Here is a 22,331-nt window from a genome sequence, read left to right on the forward strand (position 1 = left end):
GGCGACACGATGCAGGCGGCTCGTCAAAGATTACGAGCGCTATGCTCAGACCCTCGCAGGCCTCCACGTCGTCGCCTTCGCATGTCTCATGCTCAAGCGCGCCGCAGAATTCATGCTCCAAGGTGCATAACACCCTCTAGCGAAAAGTCCCGGGTCTGAAGGTTAAGTTAAGAACTCTAACGCCGGTAACGATGTGGCTGTTCCAGAGGGCTGCTTATACGGGGGTAAGGCCAGGCAAGCCATAACCTTCCCCGCCACAACAGGGGGAAAGAACCCGAAAAGGAGCGCGGACAGAGTTTGGCATGGTTGACGCCAAACTGGGACGCCTTCAGGCGGGGGCGGCGCTGGATCAGGCCAGCTTTTTTTCGCAATCGCCCGCCTGTTACGCTCGCAGAGCGCTTTGCCTCTCCTAGTTCACCTGTCGCAGCATGTCTGTAGGAGGCCCAGATGCTCAGGAGAAGCTTGTCTGCGGCGCTATTCGTCACTTGCGTCGCGTCTTCGTTGCCGGCCACGTCATTCGCCGGCGTTATGCCCATGGCCGACAACGCCACCGTCAGCCTGTCGGCGCCCGCCGTTCAAGCGCATTGGGAGCCGTACCCTCATCGCCACCACCGCTGGCATATGGGTTGGCACTATGGCTGGCCCCGCTATCGCTATGGCTACGCGGGCTGGAACCCGGCCAACGCTCCGGGAGTCTACGGTTCCGCGGCGCCCGTGTATGGCGGTGGCTGCGGCGTCTACGGCGCTGCTTATCCGTCGTATGGCGGTTGTGGCGCCTACGGGGCGGCTTACCCGACCTGTGGTGGATGTGGCGCATACGGTTATGGCGGCGGCTTGTTCGGCCTCGGCTTCGGTGGAGGCGGGCTGTTCGGTTTGGGGCTTGGTCCGCTCTAGCAGCGTGACTTGAGCGCTCGCTCGCAATAAAAAACGCCCGCGCCTTTCATAGGCCGCGGGCGTTCTGATGTCCAAACCGCGGTCAGTGTGACACGCTAGTGTAAGATGCGACGCTGGCGCCAGCCTGTCTCGACTCCGCGCCTGACAACCACGCATCTCCAAAGAAGCGTTGGAGACTCGCGTCGTCAATGCGCGCGACAACGGCGAGGCGCTTCAACTCGCCGGATTCATAAGCTTGCAAGAAGACATGATAGTCCTTGAAGACCACGCATCCGTTTGAGTCTCCCTTCGGCCCGAGCATATAGGTGTGGGCAAGGAGTCCCGTCCTGCCGAACACTTTGCTGCGATCCGTCGGCGTCAGGCGCAACGCCCGGATTCCGTGGAAAGGTTTTTCCCGCAACGCCAGATCATAAACGCTCGGCGGCGTTGCCCCTCGCATCCGTTCATGGACATAGCGAGGATCATCCAGTCGCAAGCCAAGCCCTGAATGCGCCTCCAGTTTTGTCCCGTTCGGAAGGTAGACCGTATGGGCCGAGATGTCATAGACAGCCGTCCACTGATCGAAGCAGCGTCGTGAGTCTGGCCCTTCTTCCATGCAGCGATCCCGCGTCGGAGCTTCAGCGATGTCGGGGTGCGTCGCACTTTGCCCCTCGGCGACCAGTAAGGGTGGGGTGAATGGGGCTCCGGGCCGATCGCTTTGAGCCGCGATCAGGCTCGCAAAAACGAGAGACCCGATAATGAAAAGCACAAGCTCCATGCGCCAGCCAGGCAGGATGCGGCCCAGAGCCCAGGTCGCCAGACCCAGGAAGGGGCCGACCAAAAGGAGCAGATAGGGCTCGAATCCATGCATGGGGCGCCCGCCATTCGCCATCGGGGTCAACAAAGATAACGACAAATTTCGCGAACCGCTTTGCGCTCAGTCAAGATTATTGTGATGCAGAATGGTGAGTAGAAGCCATTGTTCCTGAATGCGTTGCAAATCCATCACAGCTGGACGGATCGCGAAACCCGGCGGCTCCCGCCGGTCGCTTGGGCTCGACCCATATCCGCTGTTCAGAAGGTCAAGCTCGCGCTCTGACCCCGCTCTGATCAGATGCGTCATATCCCCAACCTGTCGAGCTTTTTGCGGAGTGTATTGCGGTTCAATCCCAGCAATTGCGCAGCTTTCAGCTTGTTGCCGCGTGTCGCGTCCAGGACGCTGCGGAACAGGGGCGCCTCGATCTCGCGTAACAGCCGATCGTAAAGATTGGGCGGCGGGCTGCCTCCCGCCCGTAGCATGCCGGCGATGTAATTTTCGACCGCGTTGGCGAGACCGCGCTCGGTCAGCGATGCTTCTCTCGTCGCCGTCGGACGGCGCGGCTCATGCGCAAGCTCTGCACGCACCATCGCAGCGGTGATGACCTCGTCTCCATAGAGCAGAGCGAGACGGCGCAGAAAATTCGTCAGCTCGAGGATGTTGCCAGGCCAGTCATATTGCGTGAGGCATTCGAGGGCGCTCTCTTCAATGCGCTGCGCCGGCAGTCCGTCCCTGCGTGCAAGCTTCAGAACGGCGTCGACGAGGTCGGGCAAATCCTCCAGGCGTTCGCGCAGGGGCGGCAGGCGCAAGGGCGCGACATTAAGGCGATAAAAAAGATCTTCCCGGAACATCCCCTGCAGAACGCTCTGAGACAGATCCTTGCGCGTGGAGGCGATGAGTCGCGGGGCGCTCGACGACTCCACTTTCAGGAGACGCAGAAGACGGGCCTGCGCATCGAGGGGTAGGTCTCCAATCTCTTCGAGATACAGCGTGCCCCGTGTCATTGGAGTCACGCTTTCATCTGGAAAGGCCGCGATCTGCCGCGTCGTCAGCGCGCCAATGTCCAAATGTGCAAATGCCCCCTTCGACCGCGTGCCTCGCTTATGCAGTTCTTTCGCGACGAGTTCCGCCCCGGTTCCCGGCTCGCCCACGATCAAGGCGGGGAAATCGGTCTGCGCAAGCCGCATGAATGCGCGAGAGAGTTGCTGGGTTGTCGCCGATCTGCCGACCAGCGCAATGGCCCCGGTGTCGCCGGATGTCGGGCGCGCGCCGCCAGCCGTCTCCGAGCAGAGATCAACGAGGCGCCTGAGATCGAAAGGTTTGGCAAGCTGCGCGCGCAACTGCGGATGTTCGTGGCGCGTGGAGGCCGTTGTCGAGCCATGCGTGACGATGACCGGTAGATCGGGGGCCGCCTCGCCAAGAATGCGTCGTAAGCTCGCCTCATCGCCAAGCAGGCTTTCGTCGATGATCGCGAGGTGAGCGCCGGGGGTCGCGGCGAGGGCGCAAAATTGCTCGGCGTCCCCGGTCGTCAGCACGTTGAAGCCGAATTGCGATAGCGCCTGTTGCAGAATGGCGCGCATCGCCGCGCTTTTGTCGCCGACGATCACAGTCTTGCATCCCGCACGCGTCAATTCTGGCCGATATGCGTCGCTGCTGGCTTGCCCCATCGCGTCCGTAGCATTGAGAGAAACAATCCAGCAACATTTATAGATTTCCCTCTCGGCCGCAAGGAGGAACACGCTCAAAGCGCATTGGAATCCGACTGGCCTCAGTCGGTTTTGTCAAATTGGAGCCAAGAATACTACGTGGCTCCATATATGGCTTTAAAGCCGGCCTCATGAACCTGCGTTTGTCTCAACGCGCGAACGTCAAATATTCGTTCGTGAATGAGGTCCGGAACCGGGTGAGCTGCGCATATCAGGGAGCACGCGCATTTCCAGGACGCGCGGTCAGGTTTGCAGAGCGATGGCGTTGCATCGCCGAGGCTTGGACTGAATAGGCGGAAGCGAGAGGAGACCAGTCTGGCGATCTTTGCCCCCCAACGTATCCTGATGCGGCGCCGTTGAAAGAATCGGCTGCGCCGTAACCTTGCGGCTCTTCCTGAGCTAAGGCTTCAAGTGTTTCGGGTTGTTCAATTTTTTTGTCCCCTAGCTGAAACCTAATCATCCCCGCGTAGTTCTAACAACATTGTAAACTGCGTTATGGGGGTATCATGATTGAGGAAGCACGAAACGGACTTCTCGAACACGACTTCGCCCCATCCAGCCTGTCGGAAGGTTCAATCCAGCCAATTGCATTGATTGAGGCGAGGGCTTTGATCCGGGAATGCCTGGCGTTCTGCCTGCAAAAGAAACTCGGCCTGCCGGTCCTGACCTATGGCGACGTCGTCGCCTGGAGCCAGGATGCAGCCTTGGCCGGGGTCATCATTCTCAGCGGAGATCCAAGACACATCGACAGCGAACAGTTGAAGCTGTTTCAAGAGCTGGCGCTATGGGAGAAACAGATTCCCGTGATCCTGTTCTCTGATGGCGAGAGCGAAATTCAGATCGTCAATCGTCTCAGAAGCGGGGCGAAAGGTTATGTTCCCAGCGACACCCCGCTCGAGGTCGTCGCGCGGGCGATCAAGCTCGTGCTCGTGGGGGGCGTCTTCGTGCCCGCCGACATTTTGGCGCGGCCGATGCAAAGCGAGCCGGAGACCTTCCGCCGCACGACGAAGCTGGATTTCACAATGCGCGAGCACGACGTGGTCAAGGCGTTGCTCAAGGGCAAATCCAACAAATCCATCGCCTACGAGCTGGCGATGAGCGAAAGCAGCGTCAAGGTTCACATCAGGAACGTGATGCGAAAGCTGCAAGTGAGCAATCGCACCGAGGCGGTGATCAGAATCGCTGAAATGGAGCGATTCGACCCCGATGCGAACGGGGCCTGCTTTGCCTGAGCAAGAGGGCGAGTCGCCGCGTGACGGCGCGGCGACCCATCCGGTTCCTATTTGCCGAGCAGCGGCACGGGCGCGATCGGATCGAAGTGATAATTGAGCCCGAGCCGGGCGATTTGCCCGCTGAAGCGGGTCCCCGTGGTGAGCGCGGCCCTGTCCATGAAGAAGACTGGAGGCGTAATTGCGTTTGCGCGATCCGCCGTGACATCCGCTATTGATCCGCGGCTATTTGCATGGCCCAGATTGAAGTAGAGATACTCGGCCTTTAGGCTCATTGCCGGCGTGAAGCGCCATTCGACGCCGCCACCGACCGTCCAGCCCACCTTTGTCTCCGAGATATGCGAGACGTCTCCGATCGACTGGTAGAAAGGCGCGCCCACACTGACATGCGCGACCTGGTTTTGGAGTGTCACGCCGCCATATGCGAGGCCGCCGCTGGCGAAGGCCATGATCGATGGCGTCACCAGAAAACCGGCGCGAGCGCGCAATGTGCCGAACCAGTCGAGAGTCTTCTCGACGGCGGCCGATGTCTGCGTGTTTCCCATCTGGATGCCGGCAATCGAAAACGACGATTGGGCGCCGAAGCCGCCACGCCCGTGCTGAGCCGCGCCTTGCAGATCAGCTTCGGCGCCGACGACGTAGCGATCGAGGACGTAGTTGAAGCCGGCCTGGCCGCCGCCCAGAGCGCCATTCGCGGCCGCATTGACGACTCCGTTCGCCGTCTGCGCGGCTGCGAGGCCAAGCGTATTTCCATCGTGAGTTTGGTCGAGCATCCTCACCGCAGGCGCGGCGGTCGTCACGACTTGTCTGCTCGCATCCCAGCCGAAACCGGCGTTGAGGCCCGCATAGAAACCCGTGGCGAAAGCCGCCGGCGGCGGGGAGGCGAAGTCGACTCCCCCACCGCCGAAATGATAATTCAATCCCACGCGTCCGATGTCGCCCCGGAACTGCGTGCGCGCGTAGGAGGCCACGGAGTTGACAAGCGCGGATGGCGGGGGACTCGGATATGTGTAATTTCCCGTCGGCAACGTGGTGACCAGCGGCGAGAGCGCGTAGTTTACGCTGCCGAGGTCGTAATGCAAATATTCCGCCTTGAGGCTGGCGTTCGGCGCGAACATCCATTCCAGACCGGCGCCGATCGTCCATCCCGTTCGCGTTCCGGAATACCGCCCAACGGCGCCCGAGGATTGCAGGAGTGGGCCCAGCGGCCCGTCGCCGCTCCAGTTCTGCTCGACAAACGTGTTTGCCCGCGCCCCGCCATAGGCGAAGCCGCCGGTTCCATAAGCCAAAAGAGTCGGCGCAACGAGAAAGCCAACGCGCCCGCGCGCGGTGCCGAGCCAATCGACGTTTTTCTCGTGATGCGCGGTGATGTTGACGGCGTCGGTCTGCGGCACGGGCGGCGCGCCGACGAGAAGCGAGGAGCCGACATTAAGGGAAGCCAGGCTATGCCGGGTGCGGTCGTTCGACCCCTGAATATCGCTCTCGACGCCGACGACGAAACGATTGGCCTGGACATTGTAGCCGATCTGCGCGCCGCCGGAGAAGCCTCCGCCCGCCGCCAGCGAAACGCCATTCGCGCCCAGGGCGCCCGCGCCCCAGTAGGAGAAGATCGGAGCCGCGAGGAAGCCGTCGATTTCCGTTCGCACGGGGGCGCCGGCCATCGTGACGGTCGGACGGGGATCCCACGTATAGCCTGCGTTCAAGCCCGCATAGAATCCCTGCCACAGCAACGGCGCCGGCGCGACCGGGGGACCTTTCTTGAATATGCCCGTCGGCGTCGGCGCCGCGGCGTCCGGCGCAAAGGGGTCGCCCGCGAAGCGGATATTATAATTCACATTGGTGCGGTAGCCGGTTTGGCGGAAAGGGATGTTCGAAACATCGCGGCCAAACTCCAGCGCCAGCGTCTCGCCGAACAGAGACCCTGTGAAACTCGTGTCCGCTCTCAGACCGCCGCCGTAGGTCGAAACCCAGAAATGCCGATAAGCGCCCGCGTTGACATTCTCGATGATCCCGCTGCCCCACGCGCCAAACACGTAGGGAGAGACCACGTGGTTGTAATCCAGCAGGGAAAAGACGACCGGACGTGACAGTTCGGCGCGCGCGGTGACGCCGCGATCCGCGTTCAGCGTGCCGGCCGCATATCCCGACACCGCGTCGAAGCCGTCGAGACGGAAATTCTCGGTGATCATCAGCGGCCGGCCAAAATTCGTCTGTGCGCGGCCGATCGCGGTGAACTGGAACTGTTCGGGAAGCGCGACATCGACGCGCGCCTTCACGTTCAGGCGATTGAACGCCGTATCGGCGCCGATTCGGGAAAGATGCGGGCCGAAGAGATAATCCGAGCTGTCCAGGCGTCCCCCGAGCCCGCGCGCGTAGAGAATAAGGCCCGAAACCGTCACGCTGGGGAGCCACGGAAGGCGATAGGAGCCTTCTGCGCCGAATCTCGCCGCGACATAGCGGTCGCGCGTGATGTCGTTGACCGGTCCCAGAAAGAATGCGGGATCGACAAAGCCGAGCGGAAACGGCTCGAAGCGGTTACGATAATTGGTGTGATCGACGCTTGCCTGAACGCGGAGCGTAAGATCGTTCGTGAGGAACAGGGGATAGGCGGCGCGTGCGTTGACGCGATCGAACCTGCCGGCGACGCGCTCGCCGAGCGTGAGATATTCGCCGGGCAAAGTCGAGAGCAGCGGAGTCGCGCGCGTGCGCGCCATCACATAGCTGGCGCCCACCACGAGGCCATTCGCGCCGATCGGAACTGCAACGTCTGTGCTGTACGACTGACTCTTTGCGGTACCATCGAAATAGCGGTCAAAATCCGGCGTCGAGGCGACCGCGCCCGAAATCTGTTCGCCAAGCCCCAGCGAATTGTTGACCGCGAAAGACTGGGAGAATTCCCAGGTGCCGAATTGCTTGGGCAGACGGTTGGAGATCACTGTGCCCCCGGTGATCGGGGATTCGTTGGTTTCAAAGGTCAGCACGAATTCGGCAGAGCCCGGGCCGGGCGCGGTCTTGGCCATGCCGGTGACGCCCGCGACCGTGCCCAGAAGCATCGTGCGGCGCTCGAACTCCGCAGCGGTCAGATGGCGTTGACCCACCAGCGGATCGAGGCGCGCGCGCAACAGATCGACCGTTTGCGCGCGCGCGCCGACAATCTCGATCTTCCCGATGAACCCGTCTGTCACACCCAGATGAACGACGCCGTTCGAAAAATAAGGATCGGGCGTCGAGAGATAGGCCAGCGGATAAGCTTTCGCATAGGCCGCCTGCAGCTCGGCCGTCGCCTGATAAACATCCGCTACGCTGAGCCGCGCCCCCTGCAGCCTCGAGGCGAGCGCGGCGTTTTGCTCCGCGAGCTCAGGAAAGGCGCCGTCGATCACGACGCTGCGCACCGTCACAAATCGCTTGGCCGCGTCGGCGGGGATGACCAAGCCGCGTTGACCACGGGTCACAGCCACCCTTGCTTCGCGGGCCACCGGCGGCGCGGCCGGCGGCGCGAGCACCGTCGGGTTGAAGAACTGTGCGCTGGCGGGCGAGAAATGCCACACGCCGGCGACGCTGAGCGCAAGGCCACAAGCGCGGCGGTAGGCCGTGTTTCGTTGTTTCCGCTGTCGGGTCAAAGTTTCTTCTTCGCAAGCTAAATGGAACCTTCGACCGAACCTAACGAACGAGCGATGTCCATTCCATGGAAGCGACGGTTTTTTCGGAAAAAAAGCCCCCGTGCGCCCTTTGCGCAACATAAGTGTAAATACGTATTATTTTGCTTTTTTCTGTGTGTAATTATCCGGGAGGGGGAATGGCTCTGGCGCCGGCCGCAATGCTGCCTAAATCTTCAATTGGCGCGTTTTAGGCTTTGTAGGAAGTGACTCATTCGAGGAGGAAAATCTCATGAAAAAGCCTCTCTTCGCCTTGATAATCGCATTCTCGCCGACGAGTTTAGCCTACGCAGACCCGAGCGCGAGCGCCGGGATTTTCCAGTCAAGCCAGAACATTTTCGGTTCCACGATCAACAATCTGGCGGTCATTCAGCAGGTCCCGATTGCAATTGGAGGCGGCGGGAGCCCCTCGACCGGCGCTGTCATCTATCAGGGCTCCGCAAACGTCGTCAACTCGACGATCAACAACCAGGCGATGATCACTCAGGTCCCCATATTCATCTACCCCTGATGGGTTCCAATGCACGCGTGACGTTCTCGCGGCCACGACAAGCGACGCGCCGTCGTCTGGTCGTGCGCCGCGCGGCATTGCGCAGGAGAAAGAGCATGAAATATGCAGTCGCTTTGGTTCTCGTCGTTTGCGCCGCCGGGCGCTCCTACGCGAGCGACCATTTCTACGTCTACCAAACCAACATGGTGGACATTATAGCGGGCATGCAGGTCGGCCCGAACAATGTTTTCGGACGGAGCCAGGCGGGAGCCGCGAATTTATTCAACCTCACGCAGGTGGGGCCACAAAACACCGGTTATGTCTCGCAGCAGGGCTATCACAACATCGCGAACATCACGCAGATTGGAGCGGTCCTGCCTTTCATCTCGGCGGCCCCATGATCCGCGCAGCCCGTATACTTTGGGGTTAGTCCTTTTTTACAAGTATCCTTTTGCTTGGATCGTCAAAATAATGCCAGTTGTCGAAGGCCGCCCCGGTGGACTTCGGCAGAGAAATCGGAGGACCGGACCATGAAGAAATTTCTCGTCTCCTTTGCAGTCTTCACTGCGACCGCAGGCGCCGCCTATGCTGATTCGACCAGCATTGGTTCGCCTCAGATCAATGTCCCGACCTCAATCAATGTGGCGCTCCCAGTCCAGGTGCAAACAGGCGTCGCGCTCGGCATCGGCCTTATGGGCGGCACGGGAGTGGCTGGCGTCGGACAGTATGGCGGCCAGAGCGCCAACGCCCAGCAGTTCATAGCGAATATTCTTTCTCAGCACTTCGCTCCCTGAGCCACAATCACCTTTCGTCTCTAGGACAGTATCAGGATGGCCGTGTCGGAACCTCAGTCCGACGCGGCCATTTTGCCATTTGGTGGATATGCTGCCGCAATCCCTTCCGGTCGGCGAACGCGACAACCCGCCGATCCGGTTGCTGGCAGGGCGATGAGAACTGTTGGAAAAAATCGTCGGCCCGCTCTTGCTCGCCTCTCGCCCTTCAGCGAACAAACATCTTGCGAGGATCAAGAAGCGTTACGCCGCCGCCGTGCATCTCTGTGGAGCGGGGCGGCGTGAAAGAGGAAAATCCTCTGCGGAGCGCCGTTCGATGACGTGACCTCCAATGAGGCCCTTGCGTCTCGATAGGATGAAAGTCGTTTTGCCTCGGCGGCGAGGCGTATTGCCTCGCAGCCAAGGCTCGCGAGCATTTCCTGCCCATTGGGCGTGGCGGCAAGAAATGCCGCCACGACAGTTTCTCGGGACAGTTGCGCCCGCTTAGAAGTTCCAGTTGTTGCCACCGGCGATCTGGTTCGTGACGCTCTGGACGGCTGCGTTCCACTGGCTGGCGTTCTGAACGACGACGCCAACGCCGAGTCCCGAGCCGCTTCCCATGGAACCGATGCCGGTGGCAGTCGCCGTCTGCGCCTGGTTCGCGATCGCGGCGTTCGTGTTCGTGATGGTGGCGGTGAGGGACTGGCTGGGCGTCGGGGACGGCGGGGGAGCCGGCGGGGTGGCAAAGGCGGCGCTGGCGCTCAGAGCAACGAAAGCCGAGGAAATGAGAAGCTTTTTCATAGTCGTTCTCCATTTCTGTCCGATAGAAGCCCGAGTGACCGGCCTTCCACGAGATCATGTTTATCTGGAGACGACGCACAGCAATACTTGGAAATAAGCAGTAAGGAGAAACACGTAAATGATTGAATGGATGTCGCGGTGGACTCTTTCGATTCAGGATTCCTGTGTCAATATGGAAGAAGGTACATAAATTCTTTTCATGCTTTTGGTCAGACTCGACTGCCAAACTCGGCGACAAACTCTCCGAAGCGCCGATGTCGTCGCTCATTGAGCGCTCAAAGCCGACTCTTTGGCAAATCATTTGACTCGTTCGGCGAAAATCAGCCTGCCTGAAATATGGTCGAGCGGCTCATGAGCGCAATCTCAGGCCGCAGACTCACCGTTCTTCCAGATTGACCTTGCCCTCACCCTTGTTGACGAAGCTGGGGTGAGCATCGGAGTCGTCGCTGCGCGGTTTCACAACCTTTTCAGGCGCACGCGTGATCTGGGCGGCGACCGGCGCCGGCGCCGGCTTCTCGGGGATTGTCGGAGGCGGTGCGATGCGGGGCGGGGAGCTCTCGTGTCGAGCCGCCACAGGTTTGACATGCGCCTTCGCTTCGCTGCCCGTAAGGTTTGCTGGCCTTTGCTTCGGGCGAAACTGATCGTCGCGAAGCTGCCCACCGGTTTGGTTGCGCGGCGGGCCGAAGGGCTTTGGCGTGAGGCGCGGCGGCTCCTCGAGAGGCCTCGGCGCCATCAGTCTCGCGCTGTTGCGTTCGCGAGGAGGCGCGCGTTCAAACTCCGGTTCGATGGGAACGGGCCTTGGGCCGACATATCCGACAGGCGGCGGCGGAAGCCGATCGAGATAACGCTCATATGGCGCCAGCCTCGCGGCACCGCGCTCGCGCGGAAATCGGTCGAGTTCGGGCTCCATTGGCGGGGGGTCATCGCCAGGATCATAGGCCGGCGGCGCATGCGGATGCGGGATCGGCGCTGGCGGTATCGCGTCCTCGTCATCCGGTTCGTAGCCCTGGCCGAAGGCGACGCTCGTGCAAAGCAGAGCCAGGAGCGCAATGCCCGAGCAAAGCCGCCGTCCCCACGCATGCTCCATCATCTTGTGCTCACCTTCGCCGCATCGCGCTTATGGCGTCTGGATGGGTGATTGATCAAGCGCGGCGAGTTCTGACCTGACGCGCACGAGCCATTGCTCCTTGTCCTCGCCCAGTCGCCCTTGAGCCGCGAGCCTTTCCAATATCTCAAGAGCCGGGTTCAGATGGTCCCGCGCTCTCGGCCGGTTGAGCTCTGCGAGCCGCCAGCGTGGGGCGATGGTCGAAAGGAGCGCCTGGGCGTCCTCCGGATTGGCGCGCGCCAGCTTCTGATAAATTTCCAGCGCGCCCTCGAAAGAGGCCGTGGCGCCCGGGATGTCGAGGCGCTTCGCAAGCGTCGAGCCGATACGTTCATAGCTGATCGCGAGCCCCCGCTGAAAGCGCGTGTTGGACGGGTTGGCGTTTAGCAGCGCTTCTCTCGTCGCGCGCGTCTCTCCGTAAGCTTCGAGCGCCTTGTCGAACTCGCCCTTCGCGAAATAGGCGTCGCCCAATTTTTCCCGGCTCACCGACACGTCCCAGCGCCATTGCGGGTTGTCCGGGGCCGAAGACGCGAGCGCCTTGGCGATGTTCAGATCGAAGCGATAGGACGCGAGCGCGCCGTCAACGTCTCCCACCGCAAGCTGTGCGTCGCCGAGGGTCTCGTAGCTGACCGAGAGATCGCGCCTCCAGCCGGCGTTATTTGAATCGAGGCTCGTCAACTTCTGCATGAGCAGAACGGATTTTTGCGCAGCCGAAAGCGCCTGCGGCGCATTCATGGCGGTGATCAGGGTTTGCGCAATCGTATTGAGGCCGACGGATTGCGTTCGACGAAGGGTCCTGCTGAAGGCGTCCTGATCGTCGAGACGTAGCTGCATGTCGCTGACCCGGCTCGCGACATCCTTGACCAGACGCGTCTGTTCCGTGTTCCCCGTCGACAGCTTCTGAGTCAGATCTTTCAGCAAGCTGTTTGATGAACCAATTGCCGACTCGATCGACGCTTCCGTCCGCGCCAGACGCGCATCCGCGGCGCTCTTCTCCTGCAACGCCTCCTGCCATTTCCAGGCGGCGACTCCGGCGATGGACAACGCCACGACGGCGCCCGCCCAGGCCAGGCGTGCGGGCCGGCGTGTTCTTTCGCCTTTGCTGACAAACATCTCCGCTCGACGCGGCTCGATTTCGATCAGCGGAGCCTGCGCCGGCGTCTCCCTTTCGTGCTTCTTCACGTCGCGGCAGGCGACGAGGTAGGCGCGATCGGTCGCGTCGAGCAGCGCCAAAGTGTCAGGCTGCGCGTAGAGATGCTCCGCCGTTTCGAGCTGCGCGCCAGCATGCGCGATGCAGTCGGGCGATCTCACATTCCTGTCCCAATTTCTCGACGCACGCTTGAGACCCTCCACCACGGCGCCAAGCCTCGGCTCCTCGGCAAGGAATGCCCTGAGAAGACTCCAGCGCTCGAGCAAGACGTCATGGACGAGTTCGCAGGCTGTCTCGGGAGACTCCGTGTCCCGAACGCGCCGGAGCAGCCGCTCCTGCTCCAGCCGTTCAATCAGGGGTAGCGATGTGACGGGGATTTCGCGCATCATCGCGAGCCGCCGCCGTGGGGCGTCACCCTGCGGATCAATGCATGCAAGCCAGGGGATCAGGCCGCGTCGTAACAGAGCGAGCCGCACATCATGGTCCGGTGGCGGAGGCTGATCCGCACCCATTCCGAGAACGCGATCGCCTGCCGCGTCCAGACAAGCTGCGAGGCGGCCGACGCTATTGTAATCCGAAAGAGAGATCGCTCCATTCGGCGGCGACCGCCGTGCAAGCTGTTCGAGAACATAGGCGAGAAGCGGCAGGGGATTTGCGCATGCTTCCGCATCGTCCAGAAGGGCGGTGACGAGCTCGGCGTCGATACGGTAAGGGTTGGCCGACCTCTGCAACGGCCCGCTGATCACCAACTCGAGTTCGGCGCGGGAGAAGGCCGGTAAAGGGAAAACCCTTGTGCGCATGGCCGGAAGGAGCGCCGAGCACTGAAGCGACTCGAAGGCGCCGGCGGTCGCCGAATACAGAATGATGACGCCGCTGTCCTCCCAATCCGTCAGGGCTTTGAGAACGAGCAGGAGCTTTGCATGCTCATCGCGCGTCTGATCCCGAAACAGCATTTCCGCCTGATCGACTGTGACGACGAGTTTTGGCGAACTGGACGTATTCGCGTCGGCTGGCGTCTCTTGCCCCCGCAGCAGCGGGGCCAATGTTCTCACGCCGCCAGCAAGAGCCTCGGCGATTTGCTGCGGAGTCGATGTGCCTCCCTTCATGACCGCGATGGCCTGGACCAATCCCTGCGCACCACGAAAGCCGCCTCGGCCAGGACGAAGCACGGGAAGGACGCAGAAGCTCTCGCCTTCCCGCGCAAGCCGGGGGAGCAGGCCGGCGCACAGAAATGACGATTTGCCGGCGCCCGTTGCCCCTGTCAGAACGAAAGCCCCGCTGCCGCGTCCATGCGCGAGTGATCGCAGGGCTTCAAGCGATTCCCTGAGCGCGCGGTCGCGGCCGAAAAACACCCCCGCGTCCGCTGGAGTGAGCGGCTCGAGGCCCCTGTAGCAGGGACGGCTCTTCTCCTGCTCGGGAGGCCAGTCGAAGGAATGCGCGTCGAGACGGCTCGACTCCAGCGCGGCCTTGAGCGCTGCGAGCCTCTCAGCGGGGAATGCAGCCGCTGCGTCGATGTGAATGGGGAGTCGAACAACGACGACAGAGGCGGGGACAAGGGCGGCAATCTCGTCGTTGGAGAGCGACTCGGGTGCGACGCAAATCACGCGTTTACCCGCTCCAAGGACAAGTTCAAGCTGAAAGCGGAGCCCTTCCTGGCCGGCCGACGCGCGTGAGATCAGGAAAACGACAGCGTCGACGTCGAGATTTGACGACCAGGCCCGTGTTTCGGTCCCGGCAAACCGGACATCCCAGCCGTTTTCCCTCAACCAGGCGCCGAGCGCCTGAGCCCCAGAATGGTTTTCCGCAGGACCGGTCAATAACAGAGAATGCATCCAGGCCTCAAGGGACGCGGGCGTTGGTGAAGACTCTAAAAACACAAGAATGGCAAAGCAGGGGCATTTTGCCGGAAAATAGGCGGAACGCGCGCCTGTCCCGCATGCGAGCAAAGTGAGGTTAATATTGCGTTCCCAGTGGGACGCCGTTCAAGCCGGTCGCGACCCGCCATCTTCAGAGGTGTCTCTTGGATCCTTTACACCAGACCGTCACCGCAAAACCGCCGCCGCCGCAACCATCCACGCTGTTGCGCCGAAGCCAATGGTTGTCGCGACGCAACTCGACAGCACTGCAGCAAACAAGGCGGGGTTGGGCGCGGCCTTGAGATCCGGCCGCATGGCGTGCACGAGAAAGGCGAAGGGGTTGAAAAAGGCGCCAAGGCACGCCGCGATGATCAGCCAGTTCGGGGGCGCCGCGCCCGTAAGGCGGCACAATCCGTAGAAGCCGAAGAGGAACAAGCCCATCATCAGATAGTCGACATGGGAGCGGAGGAGGTCGGCGCGGTTCGGCACGAGCCTTTGAAGCGCGCCGCCGGAGGATGCGAGGAGTGCGACGAGCAGCCATGCTTCAAGCAACGCCATGGAGAGACAGACGGCGCCGCCGACGGCGAATGCGGAGAGCCACATGATCACCGTCCTCCATCGTAGAAGTGAGCAAAGTCCTGAACGGCGAGCGTCCGGACGACATTGAGTTGCTCATCGAGCGCCTGGTAGAGCGCGCCGCTTCCGTAAATGGCGAAGAGCACAATTGCATCCTGCTCGCCGCCGCCTTCCCGATGCGGCTCGTCGGATGGCGGCGCGACAGTGAAGCGCCCCGCCGGCCTCACCTCCTTCAGCTTCCCATCTGCATGATAGAGATGATGTTCGCCGGAAAGAGTCATGGTCTTGTTCAGGGTCAGGTGGCGATGAAGGAGAATGCGCTCATTCGCGGCAAATCTGAAAAGGACGTGGAGGACGCCGTTGCTTTCGTCCAGGTCGAGAACCGAGAGCGACAGATGGTCGATGCCCTCGATGGTCTTCCATTGGATCACACGTTCGTCGTCGTAAAAGGCAGCCATGCGCGCTCTCCTGAAGAATTCGAGAGCACATTGCAGCATGTTGGCGCCAGACGCCCAGGGCAGATTGCCCGGATTCAAGCGTGGAATCTTCCCGCAGTCCGATCGGCGGCGATCTGATCCCCTTCGGGCAATTTGCCCGAATTTGGCGGATGCGTCGCCCGCCCATTGGCGGCGCGCCCGCCTCGGGCTAGAGTTCGGGAGTCGCGCGAAAAGCAGCGGAGTGGGATGCATGCGCCTGATCATACGATTGATCGCCCAGCTCATTGCGATTGTGGCCGTCACTCTGATGACGGCCTCCGCCTTTGTCATGATCGACGCTCATCGGAGCGTGGAAGCCGAAACCGCCGCCACGGCAGATCGTGTCGCCTACGAACTGGAAAACCTGTTCTGGCGTGAGATTCTGTGGCGCGGCAGCATGCGGCGCGACAAGGTGTTGCCGGTTCCGAACTGGGAGTCGCTGTCGACCCTGAAGCTCATCTCGCCGGGCGTGTGTATTGCTTTTGCGCCCATCGGCGAGGAGCCGCGTCAGCTTTGCAGCCGATTGGAGGGCGTCGGCGCGACGGCGCCGGAGTGGTTTGCGCGCACCTATCGGGACATTTTTGGTCCGGAGACTCCACAGACCCGTCAGCTCACCGTGCGGCAGCCGGAAACCGGCGCGGTGGTCGCGACGGCCGACGCGGATGCGGCGGTCCGACAGGCATGGCGGCAGATATCCATCGTCCTCAACATTGCCGCGTCCATGGCGGCGGCGATCTGCCTTCTGGCCGCCATGGCCATTGCGAGGTCGCTCGCGCCGACCCAGACCATCATTGCAGGGCTCAGGAGTCTGGAGGCCGGAAATTGTCGACGGCCGATCGAAGCCTGTCAGGCGGACGAGTTTGGTCTCATCGCGCGGGCCGTCAATGATCTTGCCGAGCGTCTCGCCCATACGGCCGCCGAGCGCATGGCCCTCACCAAGCGCCTGTTCGAAGTGCAGGAAGAAGAACGGCGCGCATTGGCTCGGGATCTTCACGATGAATTCGGGCAATGTCTCACGGCGACGCTCGCGTTCGCGGCGGCCATAGAGGCGGGCGCCGGCGACCGGCCCGATCTCGCAGAAGACGCGCGTTCCATTTCCAATGTCGCCAAACGCATGATGGCGACGCTGCGTGAAGCGCTCGCGCGCCTGCGCTCCCAGGATTTGGAGGAGCTGGGGCTCGAGGCCTGCCTTGTTCAACTCGTCGCCGGTTGGAATGCGCGGCCGCGCGCCAACGCCATCGTGCATCTCGATCTGGCGGGAAATCTTGCGAGCGTTCCGCGCGCCGTCTCCACCAGCGTTTATCGGATCGCTCAGGAGTGTCTCACCAACGCCATGCGCCACGGTCGCCCGAGCGATGTTCGCCTCCGCATCGAACGCGGCCAGGCCGGCGACAATGCGATCGCGCTGACGATCGAGGATAATGGCGGCGGCGATCCAGCAAGCGTGATCGCATCTGCGGGTCATGGCCTGCTGGGGATACGCGAGCGTATCGCGGCGCTGGGCGGCCATCTCTCCATCGGCCGGGCGGCAGGCGGCTTACGCATCGCCGCAATCATTCCGCTCGCGATGTCGAGTGAATCGCGGAACGGGCTTGTCGGCATATGACGGCGGTCTCCATCCTCCTCGTCGACGATCATCCGATCGTGCGCGAGGGATATCGCCGCTTGCTCGAACGGCAGCCGGGCTACCATGTCGTCGGCGAAGCGGACAATGCGGCCGGGGCCTATCAGGCCTATCGCTCCGTGGCGCCCGATGTGGTGATCATGGATCTGTCTCTACCGGGCGCCGGCGGACTGGAGGCGATCCGCCACATTCGGCAGTGGGACAAAGCCGCTCGCATCCTCGTCTTTACGATGCATAGCGGATCGGCTTTCGCTTTGAAGGCGTTTGAGGCGGGCGCCGCTGGCTACGTCACGAAAAGCAGCGACGCCGGCGATCTCATCAAGGCGGTGGGCGCCGTCGCGCGCGGCGGCCGCGCGCTCAGCGACGACATTGCGCGGGAGATCGCCGCCGAACGTCTCGGAGACGGCCGATCGCTCATCGAAGAGCTGGGCACGCGTGAGACGGAAATTCTGCGACTGGTGGCGGAGGGCAAAACGACAGAGGAGATTGCCGACGTTCTCAACCTCAGCACGAAGACCGTCCAGAACTACCATTATCAGATCAAGTCGAAGATCGGCGCGCGGACCGACGCGCATCTGGTGTGGCTCGCGATCGGCGCGGGGCTGGTGGGAACGGCCGGCGCCGACTGAGCTGATGTTGCGGCGTCAGGGAATTTGCCCAGCCCAGATCAGGCGCTTTACCGAAGCCCGACGATTGTGCTTCATCCATATTTCTCCCGTCTGTCCTTCAGGACGAAAGCGGGAGAAACAAGATGGCGTCCGTGTCGTTCATCCATATCGCAACGTCTCTGGCACTCTCTTTATGTGTGGCTGTCGCGATTCCCGCGCGGTCGCAGGCGAAGGAGGCGCCACGACCGATCCGGCTTGCGATCTTCGATCTGGAGCTCGACGATTTCAGCGCGGGTGGGCCTCTCGCGGGAGAGAGCGCAGCCGAAACTGCGCGCCTACAGCGCATGACAAGGCTTGTTCGCGAATTGCTGTCGCAATCGGGCCTGTTCGAGCCTGTCGACGTCGGCGCGTCCTCGAGTCCGATGGTGGCGGAACACTGGCTTCGCAAATGCAATGGCTGCGACGCCGACGCCGCCCGCGCGCTGGGGGCGGAGATGTCCTTCGTCGGCTTCTTTCGCAAGATCAGCGTAATGGAACAATATTTGGAAATCCGGATTCGTGACGCGCGGACGGGCCAGCTCGTCCATGTTTCGCAGACGGATTTGCGCGGCGAAACGGACGACTCCTGGAGCAGGGCTTTGAAGTTCCTGATCAGATATGAACTTGTCGAGCCCGAACTCAGGCGTCTTGATCATGCCGCGCGAAGTTCCCGGGAGTGAGCCCCGGGCGCATGCAAACATGACCATGCGGGCTCGCAGAGACGGCTCTGTGACGCAACAGCGTCATCGAATTCGGATCAGGTCGATTTCGTAAAGATGCGGCCAGCATTTGCCGGTGACGATCAGGCGGCCTGTGTGCGTATTGACGGTGACGCCGTTGAGAACGAAGGGATAGATCAGAACCGAAGGGCTCGGGTTCAGACCGCCGAGATCGATCCAGCTGATGATTTTCCCGGTCGCGGCATCGATCTTTGCAATGAAATCGGTCTGCCAGACATTGGCGTAGATCGCGCCGTCAACATATTCGAGTTCATTCAGAAAGCCGACCGGCCCAATATCGTCCGTCACATATACAGCTCTGACAACGTCGAACGTCTGGGCGTCTCGGAACATGATGGCCGAGGAACCGTTGCTGGAAATCAGATGGACGCCGTCATTGGTCAATCCCCACCCTTGAGTCTCGTAGCGGAATTCGCCCGTGCGACGGAAGGTGCGCTGATCGTAGGTATAGCGCGTGTTTTCGATGTAGGTCATCTGGTGGATGGCGCCATTCAGGACCGTCACGCCTTCTCCAAAATATCGCGGATCGAGATCATGATGGTTGAGAACACGGCCGGTTTCGAGGTCCCACTGGAGCAATTTGGATTGCCCATAGAGACCGGTCCCCTCGTAAATCGACCCGTCCACCATCGTCAGCCCCTCAGTGTAGGACATGCGGTCGTGGGGATAGGTCCGAGCAACGCGGTAACGGTAGAGAGGGATCGACGTCTGTCGCTTGACGCGTTCGCGGGTCAGTTCGACATGCCCACCGGAAGGCGGCCAATTCGTTCCGGCTCTGAGCTCAGGGCTTAGACCCGCCGAGACCAGCGCCGAGGTCATGCCGAGAAGAACGTTTCGACGGGGCGCGCACAGCGTCCTCATGTGAGCGGGCATCGTCAAACCTCCAGGTCAGAGGCGTCAAGCCGTAGCGCAACGGGGGACCTTGTCAAGCTTGTGAAGCAAGTGAAATGCGCCAGCGCGAGCGTCGTCCTGCCTGAAATGAAAAATGATCGAAAATGAGGTAACTCGTAGTAACGCCATCGCGGTGGGCAGGGGGGGGCTCCTTCACGCTGAACCAGATGTGTCGCGCCTGTCGTCGGAGCTCAGCGCCCGTCGTCAGGGCCTGTCTTTCATGGACGCAACCGTCTTTTCGATCCGTTGATCCGGCACGAGCCATATCAACGCAACTCCAATAAAGAACGCGAGGCCGAGAAGAGGGGACAAGAGCCAGGCCGCCGCTATGCCGAGAGCGTATAAAACCGGTGAGATTCTCCCCTTGAAATCTCTTCCGATGGCTCTCGCAAGAAGGCTCTCGGGGCCGTGCAGCCGTATCAGCACAGCCTGCAGAAGGGTGTAGGCGAGGGCGGCGGCAAGGAGGTTTGCGCCGTAGAGACAGATCGGGGCTCGCGCGAAATGGTTCTCGCCCATCCAGCCGGTTGTAAACGGCAACAGCGACAGCCAGAACAGCAAATGAAGATTCGCCCACAAGGCCGCGCCATTCACGCGCCGGGCCGCCTTGATCAGATGGTGATGATTGTTCCAGTAGATTCCGATATAGATGAAACTAAGGACATAGCTCACGAATACCGGCCATAGCGGGAGAAGGGCCGTGACGTCTTCGCCGGCGGGAACTTTGAGTTCCAGAACCATGATCGTGATGACGATCGCCAGAACGCCGTCACTGAACGCTTCCAGCCGATTGGTCTCCATGAGGGCGCCTCGACATCATGCGTCGCCGTCCCGGCGGGGCGCCGGTTGCGGTGTCCGATCTGTCTATAGCAGACGCCGATCCGGACAGACATAGGCGAGCGCCGCTGCGAGAGCCATTTCACGGCCATGCTGGAAAACGCGCCTTCAGACTGGGATCGGAAGGCGCGCGAGCTCGACAGTGACTGAACTGGCCTTTTGGCCGTGCAGTGTTATTGAGTCAGGAGCGCGACGCCCTCCTTGCCGAGCAGCCGGTGCACATTCAGCAGGAGCTGGAGCACGACGCCGAAGACGCCCAGCGCCATCCACCCGAAGAAGACGAAGCCCCAGTGCAGCGGCGCGACGAAAAGTTCTTCCATGAACCAGAAGGTGTGGCCCCATTCGTTGAGACCGACATTCGGAATGATCATGAACGGACCGATCGACACGATGAGATAGGCGAGCGAATAGCCTTTCGAGAAATAGGGAATTCGCGTCTTGGCGTGGAAGAAGCAGCCGACCGCGAGGATGGAGTAGATCGGGTAGCTCATGTAGAACTCGATAATATGCGAGGGCGTGAAATCGGTGTCGCGGATGACCGTCATGTGCCAGGTGCCGTCCTGCTCTGTAAAGAAGGAGGCGCCCCAGTAGATGGCGGCCGCGTAGCAGACGAGCCACTTCACATTATCAACAATGGCGCGCATCTCCTCGCGCGGCGTCACGGCCGACATGTCGCGCACGCGGGTTTTCCAGAGATAGCCGGCAAGCGCCAGTCCCGTAATGAGTTCGAGAGGGATCTCCGACCAGAGGATCGACATCCAGTAGGTCTGAAACTCCGGCGCGAAGGAATCGAGACCTGCCCGCCAGCCGTAGATTTGCTCGTAAATTCGGACAATCAGATAGAAGCTGTTCAGCAGCCCCAGTCCGATCCACATTCCCCTGAGATCGACGATCGGCTTTTCGGCGGCCGTGGCGCTCGCCGCGCTATGTGTCGATACGCTCATCTTGTTCCTCCATTGGATCTCGAAAACGCGTCTGCGCTTTCGTGTCCTTGAGAATACGGGCCGGCGCGGCCTTGCCAGCCTGACAGATTTGCCATTACTCTCGCAAAACTGGACAAGTGTTCTGCCAAAACGCATGCAGTTTCCGCCATCACGGAGCGCGCCATGGACATCGCCATTCTGGGATATGACGACTGCCTGGGACTTGGTTTCATTGGCGCGGCTGATCTCCTTCTCCTCAGCCGTCGCATGTTGAAGAGGAAGGATGCGCCCGAGCCCTTCCGTGTCGTCACCGTCAGCTACGACGGCGCGACCATCCGCGACGGCTTCGGGCGCAGCCATGCGGTCGACGCGTCTTTCGCGACGCTCGACAATTGCGCGGCGGTGATTGTTCCGCCCTTTCTGTGCGACGGCGATCACGCCATTCCTGCGACGCCCGCGATCAGCGCCGCGGCTGGTTGGCTCAGGCGGCAACACGCTCTCGGCGCCATCCTCGCCGCCTCCTGCAATGGCGTGTTTCTGCTCGGCGAAGCCGGGCTTCTCGACGGACGCCGCTGCACCACCACATGGTGGCGGCATGATGAATTGAAGGCGCGTTATCCGCGCGCGGACGCGGCGCGGGGCGCGGCTCTCATCGAGGACGGTCGCGTGGTCACCGCCGGCGGCCCCATGTCCTGGATCGACCTCTCCTTCAACGTCATCCGTAACCTTTGCGGCGCCGAGGCGGCCAAGAAGGCGGCTGATTTTACAGTTGTGGACACTGTTCCGACGACGCAGAACGTCTATATTCCTCCCGGCTATGTCACGGCGTCCAATTCTTTTCTGCTGGAGGCGGAGCACATCGTTCGACAGGCTGGCGACGGGCCGATCACCTCCGCGCAACTCGCGCGCGCCATCGGCGTCTCGGAACGAACGCTGCACCGCCGCTTGAAGGACTCGACAGGCGAAACGCCCAAGCACTTCATCGACCGGCTGCGATTTGAAACGGCGCGCATGCTGCTCGAAACGACGAAGAACCCCGTCAAGCAGCTGGCCTCGGCCTCGGGCTTTGCCGACGAGACCAGTTTCCGGCGGGCGTTTCGCCGTTATGCGGGCATGACTCCCGGCGCTTATCGCTCCTGGTCGCAAGCGCGGCGTGGCGTCAAATCCTGA

Annotated in this window: 19 protein-coding genes and 2 pseudogenes; 10 read left to right on the forward strand and 11 right to left on the reverse strand. The window is 61.5% G+C overall.

Annotated elements, in window-relative coordinates; all coding sequences use genetic code 11:
* A pseudogene (locus tag ACR652_RS09905) lies at positions 1 to 130 on the forward strand (IS5/IS1182 family transposase); the annotation flags it as partial.
* Between the two features lie 404 nt (positions 131 to 534).
* Positions 535 to 894, forward strand: a complete 360-nt coding sequence (locus ACR652_RS09910; protein WP_434506348.1) for a hypothetical protein — start codon at positions 535 to 537, stop codon at positions 892 to 894.
* 82 nt (positions 895 to 976) lie between these two features.
* On the opposite strand, the pseudogene ACR652_RS09915 reads toward ACR652_RS09910, so the two are convergent.
* Both ACR652_RS09915 and ACR652_RS09920 read right to left on the reverse strand, forming a co-directional pair.
* Positions 977 to 1,459 (reverse strand): annotated as a pseudogene (locus ACR652_RS09915) (DUF2778 domain-containing protein); the annotation flags it as partial.
* 533 nt (positions 1,460 to 1,992) lie between these two features.
* Entirely contained in the window at positions 1,993 to 3,297 is a 1,305-nt protein-coding gene (locus ACR652_RS09920) for a sigma 54-interacting transcriptional regulator (RefSeq protein ID WP_434506349.1), read from the reverse strand.
* Positions 3,298 to 3,902: 605 nt separating this feature from the next.
* Here ACR652_RS09920 and ACR652_RS09925 point away from each other — a divergent pair.
* A complete protein-coding gene (locus ACR652_RS09925) occupies positions 3,903 to 4,628 on the forward strand; it encodes a helix-turn-helix domain-containing protein (protein ID WP_434506350.1) in 726 nt (241 codons plus the stop codon).
* A gap of 47 nt (positions 4,629 to 4,675) precedes the next feature.
* Here the strand turns inward: ACR652_RS09925 and ACR652_RS09930 are convergent, their stop codons facing one another.
* Positions 4,676 to 8,245, reverse strand: a complete 3,570-nt coding sequence (locus tag ACR652_RS09930; RefSeq protein ID WP_434506351.1) for an outer membrane beta-barrel protein — start codon at positions 8,243 to 8,245, stop codon at positions 4,676 to 4,678.
* Positions 8,246 to 8,513: 268 nt separating this feature from the next.
* On the opposite strand from ACR652_RS09930, the gene ACR652_RS09935 reads away from it, so the two are divergent.
* The 3 genes from ACR652_RS09935 to ACR652_RS09945 all read left to right on the forward strand — a co-directional run bounded on the left by ACR652_RS09935 (position 8,514) and on the right by ACR652_RS09945 (position 9,565).
* Positions 8,514 to 8,792, forward strand: a complete 279-nt coding sequence (locus tag ACR652_RS09935; RefSeq protein ID WP_434506352.1) for a hypothetical protein — start codon at positions 8,514 to 8,516, stop codon at positions 8,790 to 8,792.
* A 95-nt stretch (positions 8,793 to 8,887) separates the two neighbouring features.
* Positions 8,888 to 9,172: a curlin repeat-containing protein gene (locus ACR652_RS09940; protein ID WP_434506353.1), complete on the forward strand. Its 285-nt coding sequence runs from the start codon at positions 8,888 to 8,890 to the stop codon at positions 9,170 to 9,172.
* A gap of 129 nt (positions 9,173 to 9,301) precedes the next feature.
* Positions 9,302 to 9,565: a hypothetical protein gene (locus tag ACR652_RS09945; RefSeq protein ID WP_434506354.1), complete on the forward strand. Its 264-nt coding sequence runs from the start codon at positions 9,302 to 9,304 to the stop codon at positions 9,563 to 9,565.
* A 480-nt stretch (positions 9,566 to 10,045) separates the two neighbouring features.
* Here ACR652_RS09945 and ACR652_RS09950 read toward each other — a convergent pair whose 3' ends face one another.
* The 5 genes from ACR652_RS09950 to ACR652_RS09970 all read right to left on the reverse strand — a co-directional run bounded on the left by ACR652_RS09950 (position 10,046) and on the right by ACR652_RS09970 (position 15,484).
* Positions 10,046 to 10,342, reverse strand: a complete 297-nt coding sequence (locus ACR652_RS09950; RefSeq protein ID WP_434506355.1) for a hypothetical protein — start codon at positions 10,340 to 10,342, stop codon at positions 10,046 to 10,048.
* Between the two features lie 376 nt (positions 10,343 to 10,718).
* Positions 10,719 to 11,432 carry a hypothetical protein gene (locus tag ACR652_RS09955; RefSeq protein ID WP_434506356.1) on the reverse strand — a complete coding sequence of 238 codons (714 nt, stop codon included), beginning with the start codon at positions 11,430 to 11,432 and terminating at the stop codon, positions 10,719 to 10,721.
* A 27-nt stretch (positions 11,433 to 11,459) separates the two neighbouring features.
* On the reverse strand, positions 11,460 to 14,198 hold the full coding sequence (locus tag ACR652_RS09960; protein ID WP_434506357.1) for a tetratricopeptide repeat protein: 2,739 nt from the start codon (positions 14,196 to 14,198) through the stop codon (positions 11,460 to 11,462).
* A gap of 438 nt (positions 14,199 to 14,636) precedes the next feature.
* A complete protein-coding gene (locus tag ACR652_RS09965; RefSeq protein WP_434506358.1) occupies positions 14,637 to 15,053 on the reverse strand; it encodes a hypothetical protein in 417 nt (138 codons plus the stop codon).
* A 2-nt stretch (positions 15,054 to 15,055) separates the two neighbouring features.
* Entirely contained in the window at positions 15,056 to 15,484 is a 429-nt protein-coding gene (locus ACR652_RS09970) for a regulator (protein ID WP_434506359.1), read from the reverse strand.
* A gap of 229 nt (positions 15,485 to 15,713) precedes the next feature.
* Here ACR652_RS09970 and ACR652_RS09975 point away from each other — a divergent pair, with 229 nt between their 5' ends.
* The 3 genes from ACR652_RS09975 to ACR652_RS09985 all read left to right on the forward strand — a co-directional run bounded on the left by ACR652_RS09975 (position 15,714) and on the right by ACR652_RS09985 (position 18,453).
* Positions 15,714 to 17,108 (forward strand): histidine kinase, encoded by a 1,395-nt coding sequence (locus ACR652_RS09975; RefSeq protein WP_434506360.1) that lies wholly within the window; start codon positions 15,714 to 15,716, stop codon positions 17,106 to 17,108.
* On the forward strand, positions 17,105 to 17,755 hold the full coding sequence (locus ACR652_RS09980; protein ID WP_434506361.1) for a response regulator: 651 nt from the start codon (positions 17,105 to 17,107) through the stop codon (positions 17,753 to 17,755). The genes ACR652_RS09975 and ACR652_RS09980 overlap by 4 nt, the downstream gene beginning before the upstream one ends.
* A gap of 122 nt (positions 17,756 to 17,877) precedes the next feature.
* Positions 17,878 to 18,453, forward strand: coding sequence for a DUF3280 domain-containing protein (locus tag ACR652_RS09985; protein WP_434506362.1), 576 nt, complete (start codon positions 17,878 to 17,880; stop codon positions 18,451 to 18,453).
* 63 nt (positions 18,454 to 18,516) lie between these two features.
* Here the strand turns inward: ACR652_RS09985 and ACR652_RS09990 are convergent, their stop codons facing one another.
* The 3 genes from ACR652_RS09990 to amoC form a co-directional block, all read right to left on the reverse strand.
* Positions 18,517 to 19,386 carry a glutaminyl-peptide cyclotransferase gene (locus ACR652_RS09990; protein WP_434506363.1) on the reverse strand — a complete coding sequence of 290 codons (870 nt, stop codon included), beginning with the start codon at positions 19,384 to 19,386 and terminating at the stop codon, positions 18,517 to 18,519.
* 222 nt (positions 19,387 to 19,608) lie between these two features.
* Entirely contained in the window at positions 19,609 to 20,202 is a 594-nt protein-coding gene (locus ACR652_RS09995) for a TMEM175 family protein (protein ID WP_434506364.1), read from the reverse strand.
* Positions 20,203 to 20,411: 209 nt separating this feature from the next.
* Positions 20,412 to 21,182 (reverse strand): bacterial ammonia monooxygenase, subunit AmoC, encoded by a 771-nt coding sequence (amoC, locus tag ACR652_RS10000; protein ID WP_434506365.1) that lies wholly within the window; start codon positions 21,180 to 21,182, stop codon positions 20,412 to 20,414.
* A gap of 162 nt (positions 21,183 to 21,344) precedes the next feature.
* Between amoC and ACR652_RS10005 the strand changes: the two genes are divergently transcribed.
* Complete coding sequence (locus ACR652_RS10005; RefSeq protein WP_434506366.1) at positions 21,345 to 22,331, forward strand: GlxA family transcriptional regulator; 987 nt, start codon at positions 21,345 to 21,347, stop codon at positions 22,329 to 22,331.

The sequence above is a fragment of the Methylocystis sp. genome, assembly GCF_051061225.1.
Lineage (GTDB): Bacteria > Pseudomonadota > Alphaproteobacteria > Rhizobiales > Beijerinckiaceae > Methylocystis.

Bases quoted from the DNA above. Each gene is read 5' to 3' on its own strand.
- ACR652_RS09910 (WP_434506348.1), top strand. From the start codon at position 535: ATGGCCGACAACGCCACCGTCAGCCTGTCGGCGCCCGCCGTTCAAGCG.
- ACR652_RS09925 (WP_434506350.1), top strand. From the start codon at position 3,903: ATGATTGAGGAAGCACGAAACGGACTTCTCGAACACGACTTCGCCCCA.
- ACR652_RS09935 (WP_434506352.1), top strand. From the start codon at position 8,514: ATGAAAAAGCCTCTCTTCGCCTTGATAATCGCATTCTCGCCGACGAGT.
- ACR652_RS09940 (WP_434506353.1), top strand. From the start codon at position 8,888: ATGAAATATGCAGTCGCTTTGGTTCTCGTCGTTTGCGCCGCCGGGCGC.
- ACR652_RS09945 (WP_434506354.1), top strand. From the start codon at position 9,302: ATGAAGAAATTTCTCGTCTCCTTTGCAGTCTTCACTGCGACCGCAGGC.
- ACR652_RS09950 (WP_434506355.1), bottom strand. From the start codon at position 10,342: ATGAAAAAGCTTCTCATTTCCTCGGCTTTCGTTGCTCTGAGCGCCAGC.
- ACR652_RS09955 (WP_434506356.1), bottom strand. From the start codon at position 11,432: ATGATGGAGCATGCGTGGGGACGGCGGCTTTGCTCGGGCATTGCGCTC.
- ACR652_RS09965 (WP_434506358.1), bottom strand. From the start codon at position 15,053: ATGTGGCTCTCCGCATTCGCCGTCGGCGGCGCCGTCTGTCTCTCCATG.
- ACR652_RS09970 (WP_434506359.1), bottom strand. From the start codon at position 15,484: ATGGCTGCCTTTTACGACGACGAACGTGTGATCCAATGGAAGACCATC.
- ACR652_RS09975 (WP_434506360.1), top strand. From the start codon at position 15,714: ATGCGCCTGATCATACGATTGATCGCCCAGCTCATTGCGATTGTGGCC.
- ACR652_RS09980 (WP_434506361.1), top strand. From the start codon at position 17,105: ATGACGGCGGTCTCCATCCTCCTCGTCGACGATCATCCGATCGTGCGC.
- ACR652_RS09985 (WP_434506362.1), top strand. From the start codon at position 17,878: ATGGCGTCCGTGTCGTTCATCCATATCGCAACGTCTCTGGCACTCTCT.
- ACR652_RS09990 (WP_434506363.1), bottom strand. From the start codon at position 19,386: ATGCCCGCTCACATGAGGACGCTGTGCGCGCCCCGTCGAAACGTTCTT.
- ACR652_RS09995 (WP_434506364.1), bottom strand. From the start codon at position 20,202: ATGGAGACCAATCGGCTGGAAGCGTTCAGTGACGGCGTTCTGGCGATC.
- amoC (WP_434506365.1), bottom strand. From the start codon at position 21,182: ATGAGCGTATCGACACATAGCGCGGCGAGCGCCACGGCCGCCGAAAAG.
- ACR652_RS10005 (WP_434506366.1), top strand. From the start codon at position 21,345: ATGGACATCGCCATTCTGGGATATGACGACTGCCTGGGACTTGGTTTC.